The 11,647-nt window shown below is 49.7% G+C and carries 13 protein-coding genes; 1 reads left to right on the top strand and 12 read right to left on the bottom strand.

The window, feature by feature from the left end; all coding sequences use genetic code 11:
• Positions 1-17: 17 nt before the first annotated feature.
• Positions 18-1,034, bottom strand: coding sequence for an HNH endonuclease signature motif containing protein (locus M3650_RS21240; protein ID WP_251577561.1), 1,017 nt, complete (start codon positions 1,032-1,034; stop codon positions 18-20).
• Positions 1,035-1,249: 215 nt separating this feature from the next.
• Between M3650_RS21240 and M3650_RS21245 the strand changes: the two genes are divergently transcribed.
• A complete protein-coding gene (locus tag M3650_RS21245; protein WP_192813630.1) occupies positions 1,250-2,068 on the top strand; it encodes an undecaprenyl-diphosphate phosphatase in 819 nt (272 codons plus the stop codon).
• Positions 2,069-2,132: 64 nt separating this feature from the next.
• Here the strand turns inward: M3650_RS21245 and M3650_RS21250 are convergent, their stop codons facing one another.
• The 11 genes from M3650_RS21250 to spoVAD form a co-directional block, all read right to left on the bottom strand.
• Complete coding sequence (locus tag M3650_RS21250; RefSeq protein WP_251577563.1) at positions 2,133-2,825, bottom strand: VOC family protein; 693 nt, start codon at positions 2,823-2,825, stop codon at positions 2,133-2,135.
• A gap of 87 nt (positions 2,826-2,912) precedes the next feature.
• Entirely contained in the window at positions 2,913-3,038 is a 126-nt protein-coding gene (locus tag M3650_RS32065; RefSeq protein WP_285848597.1) for a hypothetical protein, read from the bottom strand.
• A 49-nt stretch (positions 3,039-3,087) separates the two neighbouring features.
• Positions 3,088-3,714, bottom strand: coding sequence for an FMN-dependent NADH-azoreductase (locus M3650_RS21255; RefSeq protein WP_019423215.1), 627 nt, complete (start codon positions 3,712-3,714; stop codon positions 3,088-3,090).
• A gap of 197 nt (positions 3,715-3,911) precedes the next feature.
• Positions 3,912-4,559, bottom strand: a complete 648-nt coding sequence (locus tag M3650_RS21260) for a response regulator (RefSeq protein ID WP_251577565.1) — start codon at positions 4,557-4,559, stop codon at positions 3,912-3,914.
• The gene (locus M3650_RS21265) at positions 4,549-6,213 is read right to left on the bottom strand and encodes a GAF domain-containing sensor histidine kinase (RefSeq protein WP_251577567.1); all 1,665 of its coding nucleotides are present in this window, start codon (positions 6,211-6,213) and stop codon (positions 4,549-4,551) included. Before M3650_RS21265 ends, M3650_RS21260 begins: the two co-directional genes overlap by 11 nt.
• Before the next feature lie 113 nt (positions 6,214-6,326).
• Entirely contained in the window at positions 6,327-6,599 is a 273-nt protein-coding gene (locus M3650_RS21270; RefSeq protein ID WP_251577569.1) for a barstar family protein, read from the bottom strand.
• Positions 6,600-6,628: 29 nt separating this feature from the next.
• Complete coding sequence (locus tag M3650_RS21275; protein ID WP_483311773.1) at positions 6,629-7,048, bottom strand: ribonuclease domain-containing protein; 420 nt, start codon at positions 7,046-7,048, stop codon at positions 6,629-6,631.
• Between the two features lie 373 nt (positions 7,049-7,421).
• Positions 7,422-8,375: a magnesium/cobalt transporter CorA gene (gene corA / locus M3650_RS21280; RefSeq protein ID WP_251577571.1), complete on the bottom strand. Its 954-nt coding sequence runs from the start codon at positions 8,373-8,375 to the stop codon at positions 7,422-7,424.
• Positions 8,376-8,482: 107 nt separating this feature from the next.
• Positions 8,483-8,863: a YmaF family protein gene (locus M3650_RS21285; protein WP_251577573.1), complete on the bottom strand. Its 381-nt coding sequence runs from the start codon at positions 8,861-8,863 to the stop codon at positions 8,483-8,485.
• Between the two features lie 61 nt (positions 8,864-8,924).
• Positions 8,925-10,514 (bottom strand): alkaline phosphatase family protein, encoded by a 1,590-nt coding sequence (locus tag M3650_RS21290; RefSeq protein WP_251577575.1) that lies wholly within the window; start codon positions 10,512-10,514, stop codon positions 8,925-8,927.
• A 64-nt stretch (positions 10,515-10,578) separates the two neighbouring features.
• Entirely contained in the window at positions 10,579-11,586 is a 1,008-nt protein-coding gene (spoVAD, locus tag M3650_RS21295) for a stage V sporulation protein AD (protein ID WP_251577577.1), read from the bottom strand.
• Between the last annotated feature and the right edge of the window lie 61 nt (positions 11,587-11,647).

The raw sequence follows: 11,647 nt of genomic DNA on the forward strand, positions 1-11,647 counted from the left end.
TCACTCTCGTCCTCATATTAATATGACGACCACCAAGGTGTCACTACTTTTCGGTGAAAATCATAGGGTAACGGTATAAGATTATCATAAATATTGGTGCCGCCATAATTACACGGTCTAATGTGATGAATTTCATACTTAACCCTGCCTAGATTATCTACCCATGTTATACTGCCATAACTAGTGTCATAATAGTCTCTGTACTTTATTCTCTCTGTCGGCGTTAAACCGCAACCTATATTCCCCTTCGTCCAAGTTGTAGAAGCAGGTTTTGTTAGCACCAGCTTTGAATTATTATCGGTATATTCAGGATACTTTACACCCTTTTTATTTAAGAGGAAAGGGCCTTCAGTTCCAGAAGCCGCCAGATTCGAAGCGTCTTTAAAATTAGCATACGCTGTGGCGTCAGACTTCCAGTAAAATGTGGTATTGATTCTGGTGACTATATTAACATCCTCACGAATTTTTACAGTTTCAATTTTTTTAGCAAATTCAGCATAAATAGTACCGTCAGTACTTTGGTATACGGAGCTATTTATTGTATAATCTTTCGGAAAACTACAACAGCCTAATGCTGAAGTTACAGCGGCAGAATGGACAAAATCGGCTTCGGTTGTATTTGGATTTCCTATAAAATCTGTAATTTTCAATGTATAAAATACCAGATTTAATGGTTTTTCTGTATCCGCGGGACCATTGTCTAAAATAAGTTGATCAATATCAATCGTCTTATATGTATCCGTATCTAAACCGACAAGGACGTAGGTTTCCGCCAATAATTCTACATTGTCGTAGCTGGCCTGCTGCTGACCCGGAAGATTGATTTCATTCAGACTACTTTCATCTCCTATGTAACCTCGCCTTTGGAGCTCCGAAATCTTTTCTTTAATTTCATCGAGATTGGATGTAACTTCCGGATTACTTTCATAAGTTAAATCCGTGTCGTAGTCCTCGTTCTGTGCTTGGACCGGGGTGCCAACAAACATGGTGAGTAATAAAACAACAAATAAAACAAGTGACATAACTCTTTTCAACCCATCAACCTCCTATTTTGCACATGCTCCAAACAATATCCTGATTCATAATATTGTAATGATATTATTTTTATTCCATTATTTTGTATTCGATGTTAGACTGTTAGTCCAACGACTACCATCTCCGTTCAAAAACCTATATAATACAAATGTTATATCTCTAAGTTAGAAGGACAGGCTGGAAATGGGAGAGTGAAATTTTGAATTGGTGGGAAATGTTTGTCGGCTTTATACTGGGACTTGTAGAAGGCTTGACTGAATTTGCTCCGGTCTCTTCGACTGGACACATGATCTTAGTGGATGATTTTTTGCTGCACTCCAAGGAACTATTCACTCCTTCGATTGCGAACACCTTTAAGGTTGTCATCCAATTGGGCTCCATCCTGGCGGTCGTCGTCGTGTTCTGGGATCGATTCATGCATCTCTTAGGCTTGAAGAAAGGGCCGGTACACCCGGAACTTGGCAGAGGACGCCGGCTGAAGCTGACGCAGGTTATCGTCGGGTTGATTCCGGCGGCAGTCCTCGGGCTCCTCTTCGAAAACTATATCGATGAATATTTGTTCTCTATCCAGACGGTGCTCATCGGTCTGGTGCTCGGAGCCATTTTGATGTTAGCGGCGGACTGGTTCCGCCCGAGCAAGCCATCCGCGAAGACGGTCGACCAGATCACGTACAAGCAAGCATTAGGTATCGGTCTGTTTCAATGTTTGGGCCTGTGGCCGGGATTTTCCCGCTCCGGATCGACCATTTCGGGAGGCGTTCTATTAGGCATGAGCCACCGCGCGGCAGCCGACTTCACCTTCATTATGGCCGTACCGGTCATGGCGGGCGCGAGCGGCTTGTCGCTGCTGAAGCATTGGAAGGATTTCACCGTTGATGCGCTGCCGTTCTTCATTATCGGATTCATCAGCGCCTTCATCTTCGCATTAATCTCGATCCGCTTCTTCCTGAAGCTGATTAACAAGGTGAAGCTGGTTCCGTTCGCGGTGTACCGCCTCGTGTTGGCCGCTGTTATCTATTTCGTGTTCTTGTAATCGTACAGACAGCCTTTGATCCTCGCGATCAAAGGCTGTTTTGCTTCTATTCCGGTTCCATTTTTCAATCTTGTCTAATCATCCGATACGGATATTGCAGAAACTGAGCATCATCGCGGACAGAGTCGCGCAACACAATTTCTATCGGATGGATCGCTGCGTACTTGTCGGTGCCGAACCATTTCCGCTGCGTAGAACATAGAATCAACAGCCCTTCCTCATTGCCTAGTGGCGCAAAGAGCGGATAAGCCGCTATGTACACGTCAGCCCCATAGCGCTCCTTCAGGACTGCTGCCGCTTCTGGCACATCCTCGACCGGCAGGCCGATCTCGCTGATGCATTGAATGTCCGGCACACCGAACGAAGCGGATTCGCCTGCTTCTCTGTCCTGACCATTATGCCGCGCAATGAATTCGATAAGGTTGCCTGCGGGGTCGTAGAGATATACGGCATGCGCATTCCAGTGCGATAAGTGCTGAATATCTTTCCCTTCTATACAGTGGATAGCCGCCTGTTTCCGTTTCAGCCATTCCACGCATTGCTCTATTTTACTCTCAGTTATGTTGAATGCGAAATGATAAAACGGACGTCCAGCCTCAGCCTCGTTATTGTGTACGAAGGTAAGCTGTGAGGCACCTGCTTGAAACGTGATGCCTCCCCCGTGTTCATGCATAATTGGCAGTCCTAGCACTTGGGAATAGAACCTCTTGATATTCTGCAAGTCGCTCGTATGCAACCTGATTTCTTGTATTTTCATGGCAATGTCCTCCTCTTTAATATGAAATGGATGTTCAGGAGCACCGACCGCATTCGGACGGTACTCCTCATGCTCTTCTTGCTCGACTTACATATGCCGCTGATGAAGATACAGCACATCGATTTCGGCCGACGCCAGGATTGGATTGTTCCCAATCAACATGTCCCTGTATTTCCACAGCCATATCCATGCTCTCGGGTTAGGCTCTACCATCATTATTTTCAGCTTCGTGCGCCCCCCTTCTATGCGCGCTCCCTAATCTCTAAAAAGCGATTGCTGCTTTCGATGCCGCCTCGATGCCCATTTCAATGATGCGTTGCTGCTGCTCTGGATATTGATTATGTCCTTCGACGATAACGGTGACGATATCATCGATACCGAACAGCTTCAGATTATGCTTCATGAAGCGCACCGCCATCTCCTCTTCAACGGCCGGACCACTGGAATAGACGCCTCCTCGCGCATGCAAAAGGGCGACCTTCTTGTTATGCATGAGCCCGATCGCTCCGTTCGGTGTATAACGGTACGTCGTTCCCGGCTGATTCAAGTAATCCATATACGTGTGCAGCACAGTCGGAACCGTCGTATTCCACATCGGGAAAGCGAATATGACCTTATCCGCCGCGACGAATTGGTTTAGATAGCGCATGATTAGGTTGACGTTATTTCGTTCCGTTGGCGACAGTATTTCGTCCTTCCGGAGCTTGTACATGCCGTTCATCATGTCATTGTTATAGTAAGGCAGTTCCTCGGCATATAAATCCAGCTCAGTGATGCGATCAGACGGGTTTGTTTTCTGGTAGCATTCCAAAAACGCATGATACAGTTTTACGCTGACGGACTGTTCAACGGAACGGCAATTGGCTTTCACGAACAATACTTGATTCATTTGACTTTCTCCCTTGCGTTCAATTTCCCAGAGCGGATTATGCCGGGTTATGATATTACAGCGGAATTGCATATCGTCCTGTAACGTTAGCATAACAGGTCCCGGAGCGGGTTCGCGTCGGCGGGCAGACGGACACCGGCATACCAAAAAAGCCCGATCTTTGATCGGACTTTTCTACGACTTTAGTTGTAGTTGAACTATTCTGCTAAGCCCTTTTTCACTGCAAATATCGCCGCTTGCGTGCGGGCGGACATTCCCAGCTTGCCAAGCAAATTACTTACATGCGTCTTGACGGTCTTCTCCGTGATGTGAATATCAGCGGCGATCTCCTTGTTGCTCTTGCCCAGCGAGATCAGGCGCAGCACTTCCTTCTCCCGATGCGTAAGCGACTCCAGATTAGGTTCGTTGTCTTCCGGCTGCGGACGACAGGCCAAGTGCGACATCAACTGCTCGGTCACGCCCGGATGAAGCTGAACTTGGCCTTGATGCACGCCGACAATGGCCTGCACGAGCTCATCCGGCATAATATCCTTCATTAAATAGCCGTTGGCTCCGGCTTGAATGGCCGGAACGACGTGATCTTTATCGAAATAAGACGTCAATACAAGCACTTTCGTGTCCGGAAGATGCTGCCGGATGTGCCGTGTCGCTTCGATTCCATTCATCTGAGGCAGCATCAAATCCATGACGACGACATCCGGCTTCAACGTTTCCGACATTCGTATTGCATCAATCCCATTCAACGCTTCGCCGATCACCTCGATATCTCGCTGCATCCTTAAGAAGAAGCGGAGCCCGCGCAGCACCACCGTATGATCATCCACAAGCAATACCTTAATCGCCATATCGATTCCCTTCCTTCTTCAAAGGCAGCATAACCCGTATAAGGGTCCCCCGGCGGGAGCCGCTCTCCATACTGAACGTGCCTCCGTACGCTTCCGCCCGCTCGCGCATGCCGGTAATGCCTACCCCTGCGCTCAGCTGCAGCTCGGACGCGACGATGCCAGCCCCTTCATCCGTAATTTCTAGCGCAACCTGCCCGCCTTCCGTATATAGTCGCATATGTGCCGTGTTCGTCCGTGCATGCTTGCGCACATTATTAAGCGCTTCTTGCCCGATGCGGAATAACGTCTCCTCCAAATAGCGGGGCAACTCCAGCATGATCTCGGAGTGAGCGATCACCAGCACGCCCTGCGTCTTGCCGTACCGGATCAGCCCCGTAAGAAGGCCCTCCTCCAACCCGGCGGGGCGCAGCTGCCAGATGAGCGAACGCATCTCGCATACCGCATCCTTCGTCAACTCTTGCATTTCCGTCAGAGCGGACATGATGGACTCCCCTTGGAAGCCGGGTGAGGAGGCTGGAGCCGACAGCAAGCTCTCCATCCCTCGCGCCGTCAATTGCAGGGCGAACAGCTTCTGGGATACCGAATCGTGCAAATCCCGGGCCAATCGGTTGCGTTCCTGCAACATAAGCAAATGGAGCTGCTGTTCATGATACTGTGCTGTCTCATAGGCGCGGGACATATGCTCAGCCACCAACTGAAGCATTTCCATCATCACGGCATCGATATGCTTCTGTTCCGCACTGCCCGCGTGGATGACGCCAATCGGCTTATCCCGCAGGAGGACGGGTATGGCTGCTTGCGAAGCCATATACCGGTATGAGCTGGGGCGCTCATCAGAACGGTCATGGACCTCGTTCCAGACATGAGGCTTGCTCTCTGCATATGCGGTCCAGATTGGACCCAATGCCGTTGAGCCCGAACGCTGGACCCGCCGCGACATCTTTCCGTTCTCCAGCTTGATATGCCGGGACAGCTTGCCGCCCTCCGCAATATATACGGCTGCAGCCGGACACCCTAGGTGCTCCCCGACGGCGCGTACGACGATTTCCGGAATCTGCTTCACATCGACCACGCCTCCCAGACTAAGCGACAAACCGCTCAACCGATTCAATAGCTCAGCCCGCTTCAGGCGGGATTGATAGAGCAGAGTTCGTTCGATCGCGGTTCCGATCTGATAGGCGACCGACTGCAGCAGCATCAATTCTTTGGCATGGAACTGTTCCTTGCCGGGCGCAGCCACATTCAGAATTCCGTATAGCCGTTCTCCTGCGTGAAGCGGGATGGTGGCATGATGCGTAATGCCTTCGGTATCGCCCCACCGATATTTCACGGCATCCTCTAACCGTTTGCAATTGAGCGTATTGTCCGCTTGCAGAATCTTTCCCTTCCGGTACCGGTCAATGCACCAGCACGAGCCATGCTTCATATGATGCTTGCCATCCGCATCCAGCGCCGGCGGAAGCTGGTAATCAGCCGCCAGCGTATAATCTGACTTCTCCTCAATGAGAAAAATCCATCCGGCTTTGAGCCCCGTAATTTCCACCAAAGTGCGCAATACATTATTCAATAACGTCGGAAGCTCCCTCGAACGGTTAATCGTTTCAGCTATCATCTTGAAGGCCTGAAGTTCATCAATGGCAATCTCGCTGCCCATATTCGCTCCCTCCGTCTGCAATCTTTTTTATTTATAACCATTATAAACAAAAAATAGGGTATTCGCTCGTTGGTTTCGACGAACTAATACCCCGCTTTACGGGACACAGCCTATTATTCTACGAGCAGTTGAAACCCTGCTAATTCTTCCTCAGCCTCACGGAACAGATCCAGCAGTTGGTGGCTATAGTCTCCCAGATGGATCTCGCTCTGTTCGAAGTGAGTCCATTGAATCAAAAGCGGAAGCTCAATCCACCCGGTCAGACAGTCCCACAACGCATCAAGATTGCAGCCGTAATAATCCGGAAGCTCCAGCTTCTCCTTCAATGCGTCGTGCAGCTGATCGCGGGTCTCATAGTGATGGCCATCCAAAATAATGGTGCGCATTCCCAACCTTCCTCTCTGCTGCTCTTCATTCAATTCATCGGTTCAAACGTCTCATAATGATTTTCCGTCTTATATATGAGGCCGTCACTGGAATATAAAATGCGGTCCTTCCCCCGAAAGCCAGACTCATAGTTGATGTCGGCTTCGTACCAGACCCGGCCCTTCTTCTTCGGCAGCTTCCCTTCCCTATTGCGGAACACATCTCCGCCGATGCTCTTCCCCGGGGCCACCTCATGCAAATTGCCTTTCTTCGCTTGCCACCCGAGCGCTTCGGCTTCCTTCTTCGTAATGAAGCTTTCCGGCAGCGCCTGATGGGCCTTGATATAGTCCGCTACCTCCTGAAACCCGGTTAATGGCTTCGTGTCCGATATAGGCGCAACGGAAGGACTGCAGCCGGCCAGCACAAATAACGTAAGCAGCAGCAGACACAAGGACTTCATCCACTTCAAGTTGGTTTCCCCCTTATCTCTGACGATTTCACCGTACTATCTTACCATCTTTTCGCCAGCACATCACGATCACACAAAAAGAGAACCCTCCGACAAAGTCGAGAGAGTTCTGTTCACTTACATTGCTATTGAATTTGAATCTTGGCGAGATCATACGTAAAGTTGCGGTATGGCGACTACCTTCGGATTGCTGTATCCATTTTCGTTTTGTGAACCGCTCGTTCTAAATGCACTCTCAGAGGTTTGCGGGTCTGGCGTTAATCCAAATGCGAGGAACATCATTTATACTCCACTCCGCCTTCTAGCACACTTTTAATATGTTAATGCCATTAATATTTAATCGTATTATTTCTATTAGTAGTCTATATGGGCATTACACTTTGAACCAGCCTTTTCTCCGAAACCACAAGTACATCCCCACACCGATTAGAACCATCACTATCAATACGATAAAGTATCCATAATGTGATTTCAGCTCTGGCATGAATTCAAAGTTCATCCCGTATACACCAGCGATAAACGTTAACGGAATAAAAATGGAAGAAATAATCGTGAGCGTCATCATGATGCTATTCATCCGATTGGAGTTAAAAGAAGTGTAACTGTCACGTATATCTGCCGTCATTTCCCGATTGGATTCGATCAATTCAGACAGACGCAGCAAATGATCGTGAATGTCGACAAAATAGACATGGTGCTCTTTAAAAGCAGCCAGCCGCTCAGAATTCAAAATACGGTACAGTAAATCACGCATCGTATTTATCGTCCGCCGAAGCTTCAGCAAATCTCCGCGGATGTCGAACAGTTCGTCCATCAATCGATTCCCGTTCGCTCTCTTCAGATTGTCATCCAACTTATCGACAGCTTCTTCGATCAGATACACGGCAGGGAAATATTGATCCACCAGTTTATCCATAACAAGATAGGCGATATAGACGGGCCCTTTTGCCCATATCGCTTCATTCACTGATATTTTCTCCCACACCTCTTCAAGCTCCTCCGATTGCTGCAGGTGAAAGGAGACAACATAGTTGCCCCCGACAAATAAATCAACTTCTTCCGCATCCAAAGTCCGTTGGTTTAAAGCATGAAGCACAAAAAAATTGTAATCTCCGTAATAATCCATTTTCGGGCGCTGCAGAAAGTGAAGACAGTCTTCAATCGCTAACGGATGAAAATGAAAAACACGGTCCAATAAGGCTGCTTCTTCATGGCTTGGACTATCGAAATCAACCCAATACCATTCGATATCCGCAGCTCTCAATCGTTCGAGCGGCGAATTATGCAGCAGTGTGGCGTCCTTCGTCAGCGCTAGTGTACGAATCAATGCAGTTCCATTCCTCTCTATTCCCATCTTGATGAATCCATTGTACACGCTGCACGTGAAAAATGAAAAAGGCAGGAACACTCCTGCCCGGACCACCCGATTTTCATTTACTCTTCGTTGCCTGTGCGCCCGCTGTAGGCATGACTATGCGGAATCATGCCGCTAACCGTCGTGACACCCTCGAACAAATGGTAGTGTCCTCCACCTGAAAGCGGGACGGCTGGGCCGGTCACTCCCTGGATAATATGAGTATGGCCATCATCGAACGAAGTAACAGTGTAGTATTCGTGCATGTGAGGGACTCCACTCGGCGCAGGCGCTGTCGTACCGGCATATTGATGACGATGACCGACATCAACCGACGTCTGCCCTGCAAACTTATGGGTATGGACAGGTCTTCCGTTCCATGACGTGATATACAAACCGTGCGAATGATGTCCGGACCCATCTTCCGAATGAACGACGAACCCGGTAACCGGTATTTCCATTACGTTACACATCCTTCTACTCAGATCAGTAACGTATTATATGTGCGATTGTAATAGTTGGTTAATGACCTAGTTCGTTCATGATCCATCGTTTCACATCCACAAGTCGGAATATATCCGGACGAGTCTCCGAGCCGCTGATGAGGAGCGGAACGTGTGTATCCTGCTTATGTAGCGAACCATGTCCGGCGCCGCCGCTATGAGTTGGCGAGCTCTCTCCAATGAATTCGCTGCCCGGCGCGGCTGTGACGATGACGAAATTGCCTTCGTGCGACGAAAGCGCGCTATGAAGCCGCATGAGCGCATCGGGATAATCGCCGTACTCTAGCCTCTTATCCGATTTCCGCAGTGACATGTCGAGGAGCCCTATATCACCTCGTATGTTCCATGTTTGCCCGTATCTGTCACGAACGTTTCCATTCGGCCGATAAGTTAGTTCTTGTTCGTTACGTCCGGATCGAACAAGAATGTCTCCGCCTTCCCGCCATGCAATCACATCAATCCGTTTCTCTTGCTGCAAGCGGCGGACTGCTTCTGCTTTTGCTACTTTCGAATCGTTGATATACACATAGGCCATCCGTTCATTCACGGCGAGCACGATCTGATCCTGCTTCGTGACGGGCTTGCTCAATGCGGCGATGCGATACGAATTCAGTACCTGCCTCAAATCGATGATGGAACGCTCGCGTTCCCGTTCGATATAGGTCTGGCCGCTGTCTCCGGCAATGATCCACACGTTGTCTTTCATGGCCGCATCCCAAGAACCGAACGCTTGAAATACCCGCTGCAGTTGCTTGTCCGCCCGTTCGATGCCACGCGTCTCCGCTGGCCCTTTACGGTGAACATCATGATCATTGTTCGGCAAATAAACGAGGGTAAATGACGGAAGACGATCTTGCTCAATCAAATAGATGAGCTCGTCAGCCGAGAATTCATCGTTCAGACCATAGCTTTGCCATGCATGAGTATTCCTCACATCGTCCGGCTTCAGTCTGGACAGAACGCCTAGAGAGAACCATTTCGGCGCTAACGTTTTCAGGTCCCGTGGCAATGAGGTGCTGTCCGCGAACGCGGCTGGCACCTTCAGACGATGTTCTGTCGTTCCCCGATACACCATTCCGTTGATAGACGCCGTCTCTACTCCTCTTGCGGCCAACTCTTCATGTATCGTCTTAACTTGCTTATTCAGGTGAACGTTGTTCAACCGGTACAAGCTGTTCATAAACACGTCGCCCACACCAAGCTTCAACGTCTCCCACAGTGCAGTCCCATAGCTGACTATTCTGCCTTCTCGTGAGTTATACCAGACGAGACCAGGCACGTGATGCCCATCCGGACCGGAGCCGGTTAGTATCGTGCTATCAATCGTCACGGACATCGTCGGAAACGTGCTGACCACATCGGGTTTGTAATGACCTCGATCAATCAGAAATTTCAATGCCGGAGCTTGTCCGTTCCGAATCGCTTCCTGCAGCGGCTTATCCATCATCGAATCGAGGATGACGAGGATGACACGTTTGGTTGATGCTGCGGGCTGAACCGACTTGATGCGGGGTTGAGCACCTTGCTGTATCTCCCCTTTCTGGCAGGCAGACGGCACAATGCTTATGAACAGCAACAGCACGATCAAGATCCAGCATCCCCGGTTCATCGTATTCCCCCCTTTTTACCGCCTCGATTAGGCGGATTTCGTGATGATTCGTACTCGTCCCTCGCTAATCCATCTCGATCGACACGGCATGCGCGATGCAAGGAATGCTCTCCCCTTGCTGGTAAGAGAGCGGCGATAACAAGGCGCCTGTCGCAACGATCAACACCCGCTTCAGCTCCCCCTTGTTCATCCGTTTCAAAATGTGTCCATACGTCACCACGGCCGAGCATGCGCTTCCACTTCCACCGGCCTGCACGGCTTGCTTCTCGATATCGAACACCATCAGCCCGCAATCGTTAAATGTCGTGTTGTCGATATATATTTTTGTTCTCTTTAATAAATCTTTCACAATCGGATGACCGACGGACGCCAAGTCGCCTGTAACGATTAGGTCGTAATCCTCAGGCTTCCGCCCCGTGTCATGAAAATGCGTGCGAATCGTATCCGCAGCAGCCGGCGCCATCGCTCCTCCCATATTGAATGGGTCTTTCAAGCCCATGTCCATCACTTTGCCAATCGTCGCCGAGGTCACTCTCGGGCCTGTTCCCCGGCTTGAGATGACGGCGGCTCCCGCTCCGGTCACTGTAAACTGCGCAGTCGGCGGCTTCTGCGCTCCATATTCCGTAGGATATCGGAACTGTTTCTCCACCGTACAGTTGTGGCTGCAGGTGGCTGCCAGCGCGTAATCCGCATTGCCTGAGTCGATGAGAAGCGCAGCAAGCGCGAGCGACTCCATCGATGTGGAGCAAGCGCCAAATACTCCGATAAAGGGCATATTGAGGGAACGAGCGGCAAAGCTGTTGCTGATGATCTGATTGAGCAAATCTCCGCCGATGAAATAATCGATATGATTGGCGGTCAGGTTCGCCTTCGTGATGGCCATGTGCGTCGCTTGTTCCAATAGCTTACGTTCCGCCTTTTCCCATGTTTGCTCCTGTAAATCCAGCTGTTCATGTATCAGATCGAAATCGGTCGCGAGCGGCCCCTGTCCCTCTTCCGGGCCGACGATAGCCGACGTCCCGATAATGACGGGCGGATGTTGAAACTTCCACGTTTGCTGTCCTTTAAGCATGTCAGCACCCCTTCATGCAAAATGTATGCAGTATATAATTTTAAGCAATATTTGAGCCTCT

This window comes from Paenibacillus sp. MER TA 81-3, assembly GCF_023713585.1.
GTDB classification, from domain to species: domain Bacteria; phylum Bacillota; class Bacilli; order Paenibacillales; family Paenibacillaceae; genus Paenibacillus_B; species Paenibacillus_B profundus.

Excerpts from the sequence above, each read along its gene's own strand:
- M3650_RS21245 (WP_192813630.1), top strand. The coding sequence starts at position 1,250 with ATGTTTGTCGGCTTTATACTGGGACTTGTAGAAGGCTTGACTGAATTT.
- M3650_RS21250 (WP_251577563.1), bottom strand. The coding sequence starts at position 2,825 with ATGAAAATACAAGAAATCAGGTTGCATACGAGCGACTTGCAGAATATC.
- M3650_RS32065 (WP_285848597.1), bottom strand. The coding sequence starts at position 3,038 with ATGGTAGAGCCTAACCCGAGAGCATGGATATGGCTGTGGAAATACAGG.
- M3650_RS21255 (WP_019423215.1), bottom strand. The coding sequence starts at position 3,714 with ATGAATCAAGTATTGTTCGTGAAAGCCAATTGCCGTTCCGTTGAACAG.
- M3650_RS21260 (WP_251577565.1), bottom strand. The coding sequence starts at position 4,559 with ATGGCGATTAAGGTATTGCTTGTGGATGATCATACGGTGGTGCTGCGC.
- M3650_RS21265 (WP_251577567.1), bottom strand. The coding sequence starts at position 6,213 with ATGGGCAGCGAGATTGCCATTGATGAACTTCAGGCCTTCAAGATGATA.
- M3650_RS21270 (WP_251577569.1), bottom strand. The coding sequence starts at position 6,599 with ATGCGCACCATTATTTTGGATGGCCATCACTATGAGACCCGCGATCAG.
- M3650_RS21285 (WP_251577573.1), bottom strand. The coding sequence starts at position 8,863 with ATGGAAATACCGGTTACCGGGTTCGTCGTTCATTCGGAAGATGGGTCC.
- M3650_RS21290 (WP_251577575.1), bottom strand. The coding sequence starts at position 10,514 with ATGAACCGGGGATGCTGGATCTTGATCGTGCTGTTGCTGTTCATAAGC.
- spoVAD (WP_251577577.1), bottom strand. The coding sequence starts at position 11,586 with ATGCTTAAAGGACAGCAAACGTGGAAGTTTCAACATCCGCCCGTCATT.